Origin of the sequence: Streptomyces sp. NPDC002884, assembly GCF_040295245.1 — a bacterium.
Classification (GTDB): Bacteria; Actinomycetota; Actinomycetes; order Streptomycetales; family Streptomycetaceae; genus Streptomyces.
Genome location: NZ_JBEOVB010000010.1, coordinates 163668 through 178288, shown reverse-complemented (window position 1 = coordinate 178288; position 14621 = coordinate 163668). Strand labels below are relative to the sequence as shown.

Annotated in this window: 15 protein-coding genes; 7 read left to right on the top strand and 8 right to left on the bottom strand. The window is 72.7% G+C overall.

The genetic code is table 11. The features are described 5' to 3' along the window. Positions 1 to 199: 199 nt before the first annotated feature. Positions 200 to 469, top strand: a complete 270-nt coding sequence (locus tag ABT070_RS22095; RefSeq protein ID WP_351763212.1) for a hypothetical protein — start codon at positions 200 to 202, stop codon at positions 467 to 469. 86 nt (positions 470 to 555) lie between these two features. On the opposite strand, the gene ABT070_RS22090 is transcribed toward ABT070_RS22095, so the two are convergent. Next, positions 556 to 2136 (bottom strand): FadD3 family acyl-CoA ligase, encoded by a 1581-nt coding sequence (locus ABT070_RS22090; protein ID WP_351763210.1) that lies wholly within the window; start codon positions 2134 to 2136, stop codon positions 556 to 558. Between the two features lie 108 nt (positions 2137 to 2244). Between ABT070_RS22090 and ABT070_RS22085 the strand changes: the two genes are divergently transcribed. From ABT070_RS22085 to ABT070_RS22075, 3 genes are read left to right on the top strand one after another with little or no spacing between them, the layout of a single operon-like run. Continuing rightward, entirely contained in the window at positions 2245 to 3402 is a 1158-nt protein-coding gene (locus ABT070_RS22085) for a lipid-transfer protein (RefSeq protein ID WP_351763208.1), read from the top strand. 24 nt (positions 3403 to 3426) lie between these two features. Continuing rightward, positions 3427 to 3843, top strand: coding sequence for a Zn-ribbon domain-containing OB-fold protein (locus ABT070_RS22080; RefSeq protein WP_351763206.1), 417 nt, complete (start codon positions 3427 to 3429; stop codon positions 3841 to 3843). After that, complete coding sequence (locus tag ABT070_RS22075) at positions 3840 to 4613, top strand: enoyl-CoA hydratase/isomerase family protein (protein WP_351763204.1); 774 nt, start codon at positions 3840 to 3842, stop codon at positions 4611 to 4613. Before ABT070_RS22080 ends, ABT070_RS22075 begins: the two co-directional genes overlap by 4 nt. A gap of 112 nt (positions 4614 to 4725) precedes the next feature. On the opposite strand, the gene ABT070_RS22070 is transcribed toward ABT070_RS22075, so the two are convergent. Next, entirely contained in the window at positions 4726 to 5940 is a 1215-nt protein-coding gene (locus tag ABT070_RS22070) for an amidohydrolase family protein (RefSeq protein WP_351763202.1), read from the bottom strand. 121 nt (positions 5941 to 6061) lie between these two features. On the opposite strand from ABT070_RS22070, the gene ABT070_RS22065 reads away from it, so the two are divergent. Beyond that, positions 6062 to 6526 (top strand): MarR family winged helix-turn-helix transcriptional regulator, encoded by a 465-nt coding sequence (locus ABT070_RS22065; protein ID WP_142264837.1) that lies wholly within the window; start codon positions 6062 to 6064, stop codon positions 6524 to 6526. 171 nt (positions 6527 to 6697) lie between these two features. Here the strand turns inward: ABT070_RS22065 and ABT070_RS22060 are convergent, their stop codons facing one another. The 3 genes from ABT070_RS22060 to kbpA all read right to left on the bottom strand — a co-directional run bounded on the left by ABT070_RS22060 (position 6698) and on the right by kbpA (position 10700). Then, on the bottom strand, positions 6698 to 7249 hold the full coding sequence (locus ABT070_RS22060; protein ID WP_351763200.1) for a hypothetical protein: 552 nt from the start codon (positions 7247 to 7249) through the stop codon (positions 6698 to 6700). A gap of 163 nt (positions 7250 to 7412) precedes the next feature. After that, positions 7413 to 9788 (bottom strand): protein serine/threonine kinase AfsK, encoded by a 2376-nt coding sequence (afsK, locus tag ABT070_RS22055; RefSeq protein WP_351763198.1) that lies wholly within the window; start codon positions 9786 to 9788, stop codon positions 7413 to 7415. A 189-nt stretch (positions 9789 to 9977) separates the two neighbouring features. Then, positions 9978 to 10700, bottom strand: a complete 723-nt coding sequence (gene kbpA / locus ABT070_RS22050; RefSeq protein ID WP_351763196.1) for an AfsK-binding protein KbpA — start codon at positions 10698 to 10700, stop codon at positions 9978 to 9980. A 134-nt stretch (positions 10701 to 10834) separates the two neighbouring features. Between kbpA and ABT070_RS22045 the strand changes: the two genes are divergently transcribed. Further along, complete coding sequence (locus ABT070_RS22045; protein WP_351763377.1) at positions 10835 to 11470, top strand: TetR family transcriptional regulator; 636 nt, start codon at positions 10835 to 10837, stop codon at positions 11468 to 11470. An 84-nt stretch (positions 11471 to 11554) separates the two neighbouring features. Here ABT070_RS22045 and ABT070_RS22040 read toward each other — a convergent pair whose 3' ends face one another. Beyond that, positions 11555 to 12007 carry an Lrp/AsnC family transcriptional regulator gene (locus ABT070_RS22040; protein ID WP_351763194.1) on the bottom strand — a complete coding sequence of 151 codons (453 nt, stop codon included), beginning with the start codon at positions 12005 to 12007 and terminating at the stop codon, positions 11555 to 11557. Between the two features lie 82 nt (positions 12008 to 12089). On the opposite strand from ABT070_RS22040, the gene ABT070_RS22035 reads away from it, so the two are divergent. Then, positions 12090 to 12704: a LysE family translocator gene (locus tag ABT070_RS22035; protein ID WP_351763192.1), complete on the top strand. Its 615-nt coding sequence runs from the start codon at positions 12090 to 12092 to the stop codon at positions 12702 to 12704. A gap of 188 nt (positions 12705 to 12892) precedes the next feature. Here ABT070_RS22035 and ABT070_RS22030 read toward each other — a convergent pair whose 3' ends face one another. Both ABT070_RS22030 and ABT070_RS22025 read right to left on the bottom strand, forming a co-directional pair. Then, positions 12893 to 13366, bottom strand: coding sequence for a nitroreductase family deazaflavin-dependent oxidoreductase (locus ABT070_RS22030; RefSeq protein WP_351763190.1), 474 nt, complete (start codon positions 13364 to 13366; stop codon positions 12893 to 12895). Then, positions 13363 to 14562 (bottom strand): acyl-CoA dehydrogenase family protein, encoded by a 1200-nt coding sequence (locus ABT070_RS22025; protein WP_351763375.1) that lies wholly within the window; start codon positions 14560 to 14562, stop codon positions 13363 to 13365. Before ABT070_RS22025 ends, ABT070_RS22030 begins: the two co-directional genes overlap by 4 nt. Between the last annotated feature and the right edge of the window lie 59 nt (positions 14563 to 14621).

Sequence of the window (14621 nt, the reverse complement as noted above, 5' to 3'; positions counted from 1 at the left end):
ACATCCCGTCGTGGCGTTCATCGAACGTTTATGACCGCCTGACAGGCTCTGCTCAACGGTCCGTCGCCTCGGGGGGCAGACGGGCCGTCGGAGCCCGCTGGGGGGTGGGCTCAGGCACATGCCGCTGTCCGGCGATACTCGGGGGAATCGCCGGACAGAGGCGCCTCACTCACTTGAACACTCCCAGGGGGAGCCGAACATGAGCAGCACCGAGAAGCAGCCGACGGCCGTCGCCGCGGACATCACCACGATGGAGAACCACGCTCCGATCCTGCCGGCCCTGGACAGGCCGGCGACGCCGGACACCGAGGCGGCCGCTCCGGTCGAGACGCCGGTGGCCACACCGGTCGAGACTCCGGCCGCCACACCGGCTGCCACGCCGGTCGCCACGCCGGCTGCCGAGGACAAGATCGTCACGCTCGAGAACCACGCGCCCGCCCCGCCCGCCCTGGACCTGGGCGGCAAGTAGGCGCCATTTCGGCATCGTCACGACGGGGATCGGCCGCGGCGGCGCGGAGGGGAAGCCGCCGCGGCCGAGGTATGTCCGGGGCGCGGTCACCGCGCCCGCAACTCGCCCTTCACCACCTTGCCGCTCGCGTTGCGGGGCAGGGCGGTCACGAACTCCACCGCCCTCGGCACCTTGTAGTTGGCCATCTCCCGCCGGGCCCAGGCGATCAGGTCGTCGGCCGTGGACACCGCGCCCGGCCGCCGGACCACGTACGCCTTGCCCACCTCACCCAGGCGGGGATCCGGGACGCCGATCACGGCCACGTCGGCCACGTCCGGGTGCAGGCCGAGGCGCTGCTCTATCTCCGCCGGGTAGGCGTTGAAGCCGCCGACGATGAACATGTCCTTGAGACGGTCGGTGATCCGCAGGTTGCCGGCGGCGTCCAGGACGCCCACGTCGCCGGTGCGCAGCCAGCCGTCCTCCGTCAGTGCCTCCGCCGTCGCCGTCTCGTCCTCGTAGTAGCCGCGCATCACGTTGAAGCCCCGGACCAGGACCTCGCCGGGTTGCCCCGGCGCCGCGTCCACCCGTACCTCGGTGCCGGGGATCGCGCGGCCCGACGTCGAGGCGATGACCGTGGGGTCGTCCCCGCGACGGCACATGGTGACGACGCCGCTCGCCTCCGAGAGGCCGTACGCCGTCAGGACGGTCTCCACGCCCAGTTCGCCCCGCAGGCGTTCGACGAGCCGCAGCGGCACCACGGCCGCGCCCGTCACCACCAGCCGCAGCGCCGACAGGTCGTGCTTGTCCCGGGACGCGTGGTCCAGGAGCGACTGGTGCAGGGTCGGCGGGCCGGGGAGGACCGACACCCGTTCCGACGCCACGTTCGCGAGGACCGTGTCCACGTTGAACACCGGCTGGGGGATCATCGTCGCGCCCCGCATCAGACAGGCGATCACGCCCGCCTTGTAGCCGAAGGTGTGGAAGAAGGGGTTCACGATCAGGTAGCGGTCGCCCTGCCGCAGGCCCGCGAGGTCGGTCCAGATCCCGTACGCCCGCAGCGTCTGCGCGTGGGTGATCACCGCGCCCTTGGGGCGGCCCGTCGTGCCCGAGGTGAAGACGATGTCCGAGGGCCACTCCCCCGCCACCCGGTCCGCCCGCGCCCGGACCTCCGCCGTCCCGATGCCCTCCCCGCTCGCCAGGAAGTCCTTCCAGGTCCGGAAGTCCGCCGGGGCGTCGTCCGAGAGCACCACCGCCTGCTCCAGCGCGGGAAGCCCCGGCAGCGGGCCGGTCCCGGCGCCCTCCGTCGTCGCCCGCCGCAGCGACGCCACGTACGACGTCCCCAGGAAGGTGCCCGTCACGAACAGCAGACGCGTCCCGCTGCGGCGCAGTACGTCCGCCGCCTCCGCGCCCTTGAAGCGGGTGTTCAGCGGCACGAGCACGGCTCCCGCACCCACCGCGCCCAGCGCCGCCACCATCCAGTCCAGGGAGTTCGGGGCCCAGATCGCGACGCGGTCGCCCGCCCGCACGCCGTTCGCCAGGCAGGCCGCCGCCGCGCGTTCGACGCGGGCGCCGAGTTCGGCGTACGAGATCCGGGTACGGCCCTCCACCACCGCCTCGGTCGTCGCGTACCGCTCGGCCGACCAGCGGACCAGGGCGGGGATCGTCCCCCACTCCATGTCACCACGCATGAGCGGTCTCCCCACTAGCCCAGGAACCCAGTAGCTGACTGACCGTCAGATTAGCGGTAACCTGACGCACTGTCAGCAGCACTGTCGCCGTGTGGAGGTGGGTGCGGCATGCCCGCAGTGACCGGAATCAAGGACGCCACGGCCATCGTCGGTATCGGGCAGACGTCCTTCGCCAAGCACCTTCCCGAGGACGAGCGGACCCTCGCCTGCCGGGCCGTCCTGGCCGCCCTCGACGACGCCGGGATCGCCCCCGGCGAGGTCGACGCCCTCGCCTCCTACACCATGGAGGAGACGGACGAGGTCGAGCTCGCGAAGGCCGTCGGCTTCGGTGACCTGAGCTTCTTCAGCAAGATCGGGTTCGGCGGCGGCGGTTCCTGCGCCACCGTCGCCCACCTCGCCGCCGCCATCGCCTCCGGGCAGGCCACGGTGGGCGTCGCCTGGCGGTCGCGGAAGAGGGGCTCCGGACCGCGCCCGTGGACCAACACCGCCGTCCAGCTCCCCACCCCCGCCCAGTGGACCCGGCCCTTCGGGCTGCTGCGGCCCGCCGACGAGATAGCCATGCTCGCCCGCCGCTATCTGCACGAGTACGGCGCCACCCGCGACCACCTCTTCAACGTCGCCCTCGCCTGCCGCAACCGCGCCAACCAGAACCCGGCCGCCGTGATGTACGAACGGCCCCTCACCCGCGAGATGTACATGTCGTCCCGGTGGATCAGCGAGCCCCTGTGCCTGTACGACAACTGCCTGGAGACGGACGGGGCGTTGGCCTGCGTGATCGTGAGCCGCGAGCGGGCCCGGGACTGCCGCCGGAGACCCGTGTACGTCCACTCCGCCGCCCAGGGCCTGCCCGCCCAGCACCACGGCATGGTCAACTACTGGAACGACGACCCGCTCACCGGCCCCGCCTGGGCGGCCGCCCGGCACCTGTGGAAGCACGCCGACTTCACCCCGCCGGACGTCGACGTCGCGCAGATCTACGACGCCTTCACCCCCCTCGTGCCGCTCTCCCTGGAGGGGTACGGGTTCTGCGGCCGGGGAGAGGGCGGGGCCTTCACCGAGGGAGGCGCCCTGGAGACCGGCGGACGGCTGCCCCTCAACACCGGCGGGGGCGGGCTCAGCGAGGCCTACGTCCACGGCTTCAACCTCATCAACGAGGGCGTCAAACAGCTGCGCGGGACCAGCACCGCCCAGGTGCCGGGCGCCGCGACCTGCCTCGTCACCGCAGGCGAGGGCGTCCCGACCTCCGCCCTGCTGCTCCGCAACTGAACGCACCGAGGAGTTGATCCCGCGATGCTCACCCCCGTCACCGACGCCGACGGCGCCCCCTTCTGGCGGTACGCCGCCCAGGGCGAACTCCGCGTCCAGGCCTGCGCCGACTGCGGCGAACCCCGCTTCCCGCCCCGCCCCTGCTGCCCGCACTGCCAGTCCTTCGCGAGCGAGTGGCGGCGCACCTCGGGACGCGGCCGGATCTGGTCCTACGTCGTCCCGCATCCGCCCCTGCTGCCCGACTACGCGGCCCAGGCCCCCTACAACGTGATCCTCGTCGAGCTGGCCGAGACACCCCGCATCCGGCTGGTGGGCAACCTGGTGAGCGAACCGGGGGCGCGGCTCGACTCCTTTCCCCCCGACCGCATCCGCATCGGCGCCCGCGTCCAGGTCGTCTTCGACGGCTCCGGTCTTCCGCAGTGGGTCCTGGAGCGGCCGTGAGTGTGCGGCTGGACATCGACAAGGACACCGGGGTCGCCGTCGTCACCCTCGACCGGCCGGCCCGGCTGAACGCCCTGGACCTCGAGGCCGTCCGCGAACTGAAGGACATCTGGCGGGAGTTGCGCTTCGACGACTCGGTGCGGGCCGTCGTCCTCACCGGGGCCGGGCGGCGGGCGTTCTGCACCGGCCTCGACCGGGACGCCGTCGTGCCGCAGCCCGGCTCCCCGTTCATGCAGGACGATCCACTGCTCACCGTCGGCCCCAAGGCGAACGACCTGTGGAAACCGGTCGTCGCCGCCGTGGAGGGGATGGCCTGCGGGGGCGCCTTCTACCTGCTCGGGGAGTGCGAGTTCATCGTCGCGGGCGCCGACGCCCTGTTCTTCGACCCGCACACCACGTACGGGATGGTCAGCGCGTACGAGTCGGTGCTCCTGGCCCAGCGGATGCCGTACGGGGAGGTCGCGCGGATGATGCTCATGGGGACGGCGGAGCGGATCTCCGCCCGGCGCGCCTTCGACGTGGGGCTGGTGTCCGAACTCACCGACACCGGCGCCGCGTCGGCCGCCGCCGTGGTCTGCGCCGCCGTCGTCGCCGGGTATCCCCCCGCCGGGGTCCAGGGCACCGTGCGGGCGCTGTGGTCGGCGAAGGAGACGGCCCGCGCGACGGGCTTCGCCCAGGCGCCGCATCTCATCTCGCTGGGCAACCTGCCCGCCGAGGAACAGGCACGCCTGTTCACGGGACGGACGGCCGCCCGCCCGCGAACCCGCTGAACCGGCCGGAGTCCGGACACGGCCGTCCCTCGCGCCCACCGGGTCCGCCGTGCACGGCTCACGGCGGCCCGCCGCCTCCTCCGGCGCCTCCCGCCACGGGACGGCACGGCCGTCAGGCCGCCAGGCGGGTGCCGCGGCGCCAGACGGCGCGGGTGTTGAGGGTGTCGCCGATGGTGCTCGTCGGGTCTCCGTCGACCAGCAGCAGATCGGCGCGCAGGCCCTCGGCGATGCGGCCCCGGTCGCCGAGGCCGAAGCGGCGGGCCGTGGTCGCGGTGGCCGCGCGCAGGGCCCGCGCGGGGGTGAGGCCGGCGGCCACGAGGTACTGCAGTTCGTGGTGGAGGCTCGCGCCGTGCGCCAGGCCGCCGAAGAACGTCTCGGGCATGGAGACGTCGGAACCGGCCAGCACGTCGACACCGGCGGCGTCCAGAGCGCGCACGGTGTCGTACACGTCGTCGAGCCTGCCCTGCGGGTAGCGGTTGTAGCTGGAGCGCAAGGTCCGGTCCCACTCGCTGTCGAGGCGTGCCGCGACCCGGGGGTCGTCGGCGAGTGCGCTGCCGGTGATCCCCATCATCGAGGCGTTGAGAGTGATGCAGGGAATGACGAACATGCCCGCGTCCCTGATGACGCCGATGATCTCGTCGGTGTGCGGCTGGTCCATGAACACGTGGGTGAGGCCGTCGATGCCGGCTTCGGCGGCCATCAAGGCGGCCTCCACGGTCAGCGCGTGGGCCACGGTCAGCGCGCCGTACTTCTTGGCCTCGGCCACACCGGCGTTCACGGTGGCCCGGTCGAGCGAGGGCAGTCCGGGGTGCCCCTCCACGCTGCCGTCGTCGATCATGAACTTGATGAAGTCGGATCCCCGGGCGAGGAGCTGGGGCACGAAGCGGGCCGCTTCCTCGGGGGTGGTGGAGAACGGCATCAGGGGCATCACCGGCGGGAGATCCCACTTCGGACGGAACCCTTCGGGCATCAGCTCGCTCGGGTGACCACCGGGCGGCGTGATGGCGAAACCGGAGGAGCGCACGTCGGCCTGGGTGTCGTCGTCGGTGATGAGCCCCCGGTTCTCCCGAGTGTTCATCCCCTGCATCTCCAGCTCGGTCGTCACCCCGAACCGCAGGGCGAGCGCCAGGGAACCCGGGGCGGAGTGGACATGGGCGTCGATCAGTCCCGGCAGGAGGGTGGCACCGGCGCCGTCGACGATCTCGCTGCCGCGGGGAGCGTCGCCACCGACACGCGCGATCCTCCCGCCGTCGACGACCACGGTCTGCACACCTGTCGCCTTCTCTCCGTCGAAGATCTGCGCGCCGGTGATCGCGGTGAGGGTCATAGCGGTCCGCCTCGGTTTCTCACTCGTCCAGGATTTACATACCTAATGCTATGCAGTTACCTGACCGCATGCAAATGCCTGACGGTATGCAAGTGTGCGCGTCGGCCCTAGACTCGGTCCCATGAGCCGCGTGTCCTTCCCCGAACCCTCCGACGACACGGCGTTGGACCAGATCGGCCCGGCGCTGTCCCGGCTGCGCCGACGGGCACCGGCATCGAGGAAGGACCTCTCCCGCAATCTCGTGCTCAACGTGATCGCCGACGCGCCGGGCGAGACGACCGTCGGCAGCCTCGCCGCCGAGATGGGTGTCGCCCAGCCGGTGGCCAGCCGGACCGTGGCCGCCTGCATCGAGGACGGACTGCTGCGCCGGGCCGCCTCCCAGTCCGACGGACGCCGTACGGTGCTCGAACTCACCGAGCACGGCGAGGCCGTACGCGACCGCTTCGCCGCCGAACAGCGAAAGGCGTTCCTGGAGATCACCGCCGCCTGGTCGCCGGAGGAGCAGATCCAGTTCGCACGGCTCCTGGCCCGGTACGGAGCCGACGCCACCGCGTGGTCCAGGAGACAGGCCGCGAGCCCCGAGTGAACCGGCGGCCTCCCGCCCCCGGGTCACGGCCGGGACAGCGGGAGAAGTCGGCCGTGAGCCGGGTGCGGACATGGGTCACGCCGGACGTCGGAGCTCCGGCGTCGGCGCGCAGGGGCGCGTCGGACCGCGACAGCGCGGCGGGGAGGTGCCGGACCGTCGGGAGGCGGCCGGTCAGCGGGCCGGTGCGTACGGTTCCGGGTCGCAGTGGTCGACCTTCGCCGCGACGCCGGGGGCGGACAGGTCGACGTGGACCGTCGCCGTGTCGTTCGCGGCGACGTACTCCTCGGCGCTCCGCAGTTCCACCCGCCGGGAACCGGCGTCGAGGAAGTCGACCGTGACGGTGAAGTAGCCGCCGGTCGCGTTCGGGTTGGTGACCTCGACCGTCGCGTACGCCTCGCTCGGCGTCGCGCAGTCGACCAGCTCCACCGTGGCGTCCCGCTGCGCCGTGGACGTGCTCGAGGAGCCGCCGTCGCCGTAGGTGTCGTCCGCGTAGTCGTCATCGTCGTCGTAGTCGTGGTACGTACTGCCGGACGAGCCGCCGGACGTCGAACCCGACGTCGACGACGAGCTGTCGTGGTTCTGGCTGGAGCTGCTGCATCCGCCGCCCCCGCCACCGCTGTGACTGCTGCGGCCGTGGCCCTTGCTCGTCGAGAAACCGGTCAGCGCCAGTACGACGAGCACCGCCACCGCTGTGAACTTGAGTTTCTGCCCCCGTCGATCCATCCGGACAGCCTAGGCAGCACCTGTCACGACCATGTCACCGCGTGGCGACCGGCCGGTCCCCGGCGTAGCGTCTGCGGTGGCGGCCGCCGGCCGGATCCCTTCCGTGCACCCCGCTCGACGGCCGTCCCGGTACGACGGCCGTTCGGGTGCCGGGCGGCCGGGCTCAGGCCGTTCTCGCCGTGCCCGTGCCCTTCTCCGCGTCCAGCGCGTACACACAACGGTCCTTGCTGGACGCGTACACGACGCCGTCGCGGACCACCGGGGAGCCGGTGATCTCGCCGCCGGTCGCCAGCTTCCAGCGCAACCGGCCGTCGTCGGCCTTCAGGGTGTACAGCAGGTGGTCCGTGGAACCGAAGTGGATACGGCCCTCCGCCACCGCCGGGGCGCCCACGATGTCGCCGCCCGCCTGGAAGCGCCACTTGGGCGTGCCGGTGACCGCGTCGAGGGTGTAGAGCCCCTTGCCGCTGCCGACGTGGACATGGCCGGCGGCCACCAGGACCGGGTCGACGGACGCCCGGGCCTCGGTGGCGATGCGCCAGCGGTCGCGCCCGTCGGTGGCGTCGATGGCGTACACGGTGCCGAGGTAGTCGGCGAGGTAGACGCCGCCGCCGGTCACCGCCGGGCCGGGCACGAAGGTCGGCGGGGACAGGAACACCGCCGGAGCCTCGAAGTGCCAGCGCACCATGCCGCTCGCGACGTCGACGGCGAGGACGCGGGTGCCGGCGGCGAGGTAGACGTAGCCGTCGGGGGCGGGGGTGACGCGGACCGGGACACCGCCGCAGGAGGCCGTGTCGCCGATGGGGTACGACCAGCGTTCCTCGCCGGTGCGGGCGTCCAGGGCCTTGAGCCGGGCGTCCTGCCAGACATAGACCGTGCCCTCGTGCAGGACCGGGCCGGCCTCCGGGGACTCGAAGTCGGTCTGGCAGCCGGTGATCTCCCAGAGCTTCTGCCCGGCCGAGGCCTCCCAGGCCTGGACGCCGCCACCGCGCGTGCCGGTGATGACCGTGCCCCGGTCGGCCTTGAGCGAGTACACCCAGGCGTCCGTCGACAGCCGCCACAGGTCGCCGCCCTCGCGGGCGTCCAGGGCGAACAGGGTGGGGCCGTCGGAGGCGTGCACCCGGCCGTCCGCGACCGCCATCGACCAGGCCACGTCCCGCGTCTTGAAGCGACGGCGACCGGTGGCCACATCCAGGGCGTGCACCTCGAAGGAGGTGACGTAGACGAGGTCCCCGGCGACGGACGGCGTACCCCACACATCGTTCGACATGCGAAAACGCCAGGGCCGCCAGCCCGCCGGGGTCTCCGAGGGCGCGCTCTGCGGCGCCGGTACGGTCGTGTCGGCGCCGTTGACGCCGGGCTGCGGGCGGGACCAGTTGGCGACCAGGCCGGGTTCGGCCATCGGCGCCTTCACGGCGGCCGTGGCACGGACGTCGGCGACGCGCGGACCCGGCCCGATCGGCACGGCGGCGCCGGCCAGCCGGACGGGACCGACGTCGGGGGCGCCGACGGCCACGGACGCCGGGCGCGCGAGGACCACGGGGGCGTGGGGCGGCGGGGGCGGTACGGCGGGAACGGCGGGCCGGGCCATGCCCACGCCGCCTCCGCCACCGCTGCGGGGGCTCGGGGGCGCCGGTTTCGCCGGACGGCCGCCACGGCGCGTCTCGATGAGGGTGACCGCCTTCTCGGGCAGCCACGCCGACGCCGTACCGCTGTCGTCGGAGCCGGAGCCGAAGAGGTGGGGGGCGAGCTGGGCCTGGAGGTCGGCCGGGTTGGGCCGGGCCGTGGCCTCCATCTGCATACAGGACTCGATGAGCGGACGCAGTTCGTCCGGCAGGCCCTCCAGGTCCGGTCCCTCGCGCAGCAGCATGAAGACCGTCTCGACCGGGTTGGCGCCGTGGAAGGGCGGGTGGCCGGTGGCGGCGAACACGAGCATCGAGCCGAGCGAGAAGACATCGCTCGCGCCGGTCACACTGCGCGAGTCCTTCGCCTGCTCGGGGGACATGTAGGCGGGGGTGCCGACGGCCACGTTCGTCATCGTCAAACGCGTGTTCGAAACGCCGGACGCGATACCGAAGTCGATCACCCGGGGCCCGTCCTCGACGACGAGCACGTTGGACGGCTTGAGGTCACGGTGGACCAGCCCCGCGCCGTGGATCGACTGGAGCGCCTCGGCGACGCCCGCCGCCAGCCAGCGCACCGCCTGGGCCGGCATCGGCCCGCAGTCGTTCACTATTTCCTCGAGGGAGGGCGCGGGCACGTACGCGGTGGCCAGCCAGGGCACGGCGGCACGGGGATCGGCGTCGACGACGGCGGCCGTGTAGAACCCGGAGACCGCCCGGGCCGCCTCCACCTCGCGCGTGAAACGCACCCGGAAGAGCTGGTCCTCGGCGAGCTCGGTCCGGACCGTCTTGATCGCCACGCGCCGGCCCGAGGCCGAACGGGCCAGATAGACCAGCCCCATGCCGCCGGCACCCAGCCGTCCCAGCACCTCGAACGGCCCGATCCGCCGCGGATCGTGCTGCGTCAGCTGATCCACCACTTGCCTGCCACCTCCCCGTACGAACCGCGTCACCCACTTGTGTACGCGGCCCCCGTGCAGCGTCTCACCACCGCACCGCCATGGCGGCACGCACCCTGATTCTTCCTGGCCGGACGGCCGGTTGCGAACCCGGGGGCAATCGGGGTGTCTCATTTCATATACGCGCATACAGCCCGCATACGGCACCTGTCAGCGCTGGAGAAGCGCGAACGACGCCCCTTGATTGTCCGTGACGACCGCCACGATTCCGTACGAGGCGGTGAACGGACCCGCCTGCACCCGCCCGCCGAGCCGGGTCACCGCACCGAGGGCGGCCTCGCAGTCCCGCACGCCGAAGTGGACGAGGAAATGCGGTGGCATGACCTCCGAGAAGACGTCGCCGACCGGCGCCCGCCCGAAGTCGGGTCGGGCGCCCGGGCCGAACAGCGCCTCGTGGAAGAGATGCCCGTAGAACGTGTTGGCGGCCTCGGTGTCCCGGGCGTAGAGCTGCGCCCAGGCGAAGGTGCCGGGTCGGTGCCGTACGCCGAAGCCGGGGTGGCCTTCCGGCTGCCACAGGCCGAACACCGCGCCCTCCGGGTCGGCGGCGAGCACGGCGGTGCCCTCCCGGCCGACCGGCAGCGGCCCCATGACGACCTGCCCGCCGGCGTTGCGGATGCGGTGGACGGTCTTCTGCGCGTCCGGGGTCGCGAAGTACACCGTCCAGACGGTGGGCATGCGGCCGTCCGTCTTGTGGGCCAGCGCGGCCACCGGCGCGCCCTCCAGCCGGGCCCACACGGAGGAGCCGTACGCCTCCTCGAAACCCCACCCGAAGAGCTCCCCGTAGAACCGCTTGCCCGCGTCCACGTCGGGGAGCTGCGCGTCCACCCAGCAGGGGACGCCCTCTGCGTACACCGATGCCCTGTTTTCGGCCATGCAGCCAAACTAACGGCGTCGCACGCAAGCCGCAGACCAGGCACACCCGCCTCCGGACCCCCGCGCACCCCATTTGCAGTCGGCCGAATCGCGCTCCGATCACCCCTCGGTAAGCTGACGGCATGACAGGACAAGTGCGTACCGTCGACGGCCGCGTGGCCGGTCGGCGCGGGCAGGCGACGCGGCAGAAGCTGCTCGACTGCCTCAGCGAGATGCTCAGCTCCTCTCCGTACCGCGACGTCAAGGTCATCGACGTCGCCCGGAAGGCAGGCACTTCGCCCGCGACCTTCTACCAGTACTTCCCGGACGTCGAAGGCGCCGTCCTGGAGATCGCCGAGCAAATGGCCACCGAGGGAGCCGAGTTGACCGGCCTCGTCCAGGGGCGGTCGTGGGTCGGCAAGGCGGGCTGGCAGACGGCGCAGGAACTCGTGGACGGCTTCCTGGAGTTCTGGCGGAGGAACGACGCGATCCTCCGGGTCGTCGACCTCGGCGCGGCGGAGGGCGACAAGCGCTTCTACAAACTCCGCATGAAGATCCTCAACTCGGTGAACAACTCCCTTTCGGACGCGGTCGCCGAGTTGCAGTCCAAGGGCAAGGTCGACAAGGACGTGAACCCGGCCGCGGTCGCCGGCGCGCTCGTCGCGATGCTCGCGGCGGTCGCCTCGCACCAGAAGGGCTTCCAGACGTGGGGCGTCAAGCAGGCTGAACTCAAGCCGAACCTGGCCCTGTTGGTGCACCTGGGCATCACCGGCAAGAAGCCGACGAAGTAGCCCGCCCCCCTGTCCTTACGGTCACGTCCTGTCTGTCAGGCGGCAGCTCACCCGGGTGAGCTGCCGCCTGCCGCGCTGTCGGCCTCAGGAGGGCAGCGCCCGGTCCTTCACCACGTGCTTCATCACCAGCGTCGACGTCAGCCGCTGCACCCCCGGCAGGGTGGCGAGGCGCTCGTCGTACAGCCGCTGGAAGGCCGCGAGGTCGGCGGTGGCCACCCGCAGCAGATAGTCCGGCTCCCCGAACAACCGCTGCGCGTCCAGGACGTGTTCCACCTCGCCCACCGCCCGCTCGAACTCGGCGACCGTGTCCCGGTCCTCCTGCCGCATCGAGACGAAGACCAGCGCCTCGAAGGTCAGCCCGACGGCGGACGGCTCCACCACCGCCCGGTAGCCGCTGATCGCCCCGGACCGCTCCAGCTCCCGCAGCCGCCGGTGACAGGGCGAGACGCTCAGCCGCACCCGCGCGGCCAGCTCGGTCACGGTCAGCCGCCCGTCCTGCTGAAGCTCGGCAAGAATCTTCCGGTCCACGTCATCCATGGGGCAGATCTTCCCCCAGAACACCCTGATCTGCGAAAACTTCGGGAACACTTTCGGCCGCATCGCGCCTAATGTCCCCACCATGGACTCCGGAACGCTGATTTCCTTCCTCGCCGTCGACCTGCTGCTGGTGTGCGTCCCGGGCGCCGACTGGGCCTACGTGATCTCCGCCGGGCTGCGCGGCCGCTCGGTCGGCGCCGCGGTGGGCGGCCTGGTGAGCGGGTACGCCCTGCACACGGTGCTGGCCGCGGCGGGCCTCGCCGTGCTGGTCGCGGGGTCGCCGGCGCTGCTCACCGGGCTGACGGTGGCGGGCGCGGCATACCTGGTGTGGCTGGGGTGGGCCGTGCTGCGCCGGCCGGGGGCGCCGGGCGCGGGGGAGGAGATCACGGCGGGCGGCGCGCGGGTGTTCCTGCGCGGGGCCACGATCAGCGGCCTGAACCCCAAGGGCCTGCTGCTCTACCTCTCGGTCCTGCCGCAGTTCCTCACCACGGGGGCCGGACAGCTCCCGGTGGCCGTTCAGACGACCGCCCTCGGGCTGCTGCACATGGCGTGCTGCGCCGCCGTCTATCTGACGGTGGGCGTCCTGGCCCGCAGGCTGCTGGGCGCCCGCCCCTCGGCGGCCCGGGCGGTGACCCGCACGTCGGGCGCGGCCATGCTGGGGATCGGCACGTTCCTGCTGATACAACGCGCCTTCTAGCCCTCCCGGCCCCCACGCCCCCGACCCGCCCTACCTGCCCTACCTGCCCCGACCCGCCAGGCCCCCCCCTGGGCTCCCTGGGCTCCCTGGGCCCCCTGGGCTCCCTGGGCTCCCTGGTCCGTCCAGGCCCTCTACACCCGCCCCGGACAGGCCAGGCCAGGCCCGGCCCGCCAGGTTCTCTGGACCCCCTAGGCCTTCGGGGTGAGCCGGAACAGCCTGATCTCCCGCTCCACCCGAGCCTGATACGTCGCGTACGGCGGCCAGAACGCCAGCAGCGCCTTCCAGACGGCCGCCCGCTCCTCCCCCGTCAGCGGCACGGCCGTCACCGGGATGTCCGTGCCCTTCCAGCTGATCTCGGCGTCCGGGTGGGCCAGGAGATTGCCGGTCCAGGCGGGGTGCCCGGTGCGGCCGAAGTTGGAGCCGATCAGGATCCAGCTCCCGCCCCCCTCCTCGGGCATGCAGGCCAGCGGCGCACGACGCGGCAGTCCGCTTCGCGCCCCGGTGGACGTCAGGATCACCCCCGGCAGCATCTGGGCGCTGAGCAGGACCTTTCCCCGGGTGAGGCGGTGGACGGCCCGGTCGAGGGCGGGGATGACATGCGGCGCGACCTTCGCGAAGGTCCGCGTCGAGGAGATCTTCTGCACCATCCGGACGCCGATCACACCGACACCTCCGTCCGCTCGAAGAGCCGGGCCTCCTCGGCCGCGTGCGCGCGCAGCCGGTGCACGGGCCCGAACAGCAGCTCGTCGCCGGCGGCCCGCTTGAAGAACAGGTGCGCCTCGTGCTCCCAGGTGAAGCCGATGCCACCGTGCAACTGGATGCCCTCGGCAGCCGCACGGCGCAGGGTCTCCAGCGCCTGGGCGAGGGCCAGCCCACCGACCCGCTCGCCGCGACGGCCGCTTCGGTCGCCCGCCGCCCAGGCCGCGTAGTACGCGGCGGACCTGGCCGCCTGGATCTGCACGTACACGTCGGCCAGTCGGTGCTGGACCGCCTGGAAGGAGCCGATCACCCGCCCGAACTGCTCCCGCCGGCCGAGGTACTCGACGGTCCGCTCCAGCGCGCGGTCGGCCGCCCCGACGGCCTCGCAGGCGAGGAAGGCGGCCGCGAAGTCACCGGCGCGGGAGAGCGCCTCCGGTACGCCCGTCTCCTCACTGCCGAGCAACTCGGCCCGTACATCACGAAGTTGCACCCGGGCCTGCGGGCGGGTCGCGTCCAGGGCCGTCTGCCGGGTGCGGACGAGCCCGACGGCGTCCCCCGTCACGACGAACAGCAGGGTGCGCGACCGTACGAACCCGCCGGTGTGCGCCGCGACCACCAGCGCCCCGGCGCTGTGCCCGTCGAGCACCTGCGCGGCCTCCCCGTACAGCCGCCAGACGCCCTGGACCTGCCGGGCCTGGACCCCGCCCGCGCGCCCGCCGCCGGACCAGTCGCCGCCCCGGGGGCCGGTCAGGGCGAGGGCGGTGGCCAGGGCGGGCGCGGGCACGGCGAGGGCGGCGGTCAGGGTGCCGTCCGAGATCCGGGGCAGCAGGTCGGCGCGCTGGGCGTCGGTGCCGAGGGCGAGGATCAGCGGCGCGGCGAGGACCGCGGTCGCGAGGAGCGGGGTGGGGGCGAGCGCCCGGCCGGTCTCCTCGGCGGCGAGGGCGAGGTCGGTGACCGGGCAGCCGACACCGCCGTACTCCTCGGGGAGCGCGAGGCCGGGCAGCCCGAGCCGCTCGGCGAGGGCGGTCCAGAGCGCGGGGTCGTGGCCGCGGGGGGTGTCCAGGGCGGCGCGCAGCTCCTCGGGGCCGCAGCGTTTGTGGAGCAGTTCGCGCAACGTGCGGCGGATCCCGTCCTGTTCGGCGGTGAAGCCGGGGTCCATGGCCACCCACCCCTCTCATCCGGATATGACGGTGCGTCATATTAGGGCGGAGGGACGGG

Bases quoted from the DNA above. Each gene is read 5' to 3' on its own strand.
- ABT070_RS22090 (WP_351763210.1), bottom strand. From the start codon at position 2,136: ATGCGTGGTGACATGGAGTGGGGGACGATCCCCGCCCTGGTCCGCTGG.
- ABT070_RS22085 (WP_351763208.1), top strand. From the start codon at position 2,245: ATGCCCGCAGTGACCGGAATCAAGGACGCCACGGCCATCGTCGGTATC.
- ABT070_RS22035 (WP_351763192.1), top strand. From the start codon at position 12,090: ATGGACTCCGGAACGCTGATTTCCTTCCTCGCCGTCGACCTGCTGCTG.
- ABT070_RS22025 (WP_351763375.1), bottom strand. From the start codon at position 14,562: ATGGACCCCGGCTTCACCGCCGAACAGGACGGGATCCGCCGCACGTTG.
- ABT070_RS22070 (WP_351763202.1), bottom strand. From the start codon at position 5,940: ATGACCCTCACCGCGATCACCGGCGCGCAGATCTTCGACGGAGAGAAG.
- ABT070_RS22065 (WP_142264837.1), top strand. From the start codon at position 6,062: ATGAGCCGCGTGTCCTTCCCCGAACCCTCCGACGACACGGCGTTGGAC.
- ABT070_RS22060 (WP_351763200.1), bottom strand. From the start codon at position 7,249: ATGGATCGACGGGGGCAGAAACTCAAGTTCACAGCGGTGGCGGTGCTC.
- ABT070_RS22080 (WP_351763206.1), top strand. From the start codon at position 3,427: ATGCTCACCCCCGTCACCGACGCCGACGGCGCCCCCTTCTGGCGGTAC.
- kbpA (WP_351763196.1), bottom strand. From the start codon at position 10,700: ATGGCCGAAAACAGGGCATCGGTGTACGCAGAGGGCGTCCCCTGCTGG.
- ABT070_RS22095 (WP_351763212.1), top strand. From the start codon at position 200: ATGAGCAGCACCGAGAAGCAGCCGACGGCCGTCGCCGCGGACATCACC.
- ABT070_RS22040 (WP_351763194.1), bottom strand. From the start codon at position 12,007: ATGGATGACGTGGACCGGAAGATTCTTGCCGAGCTTCAGCAGGACGGG.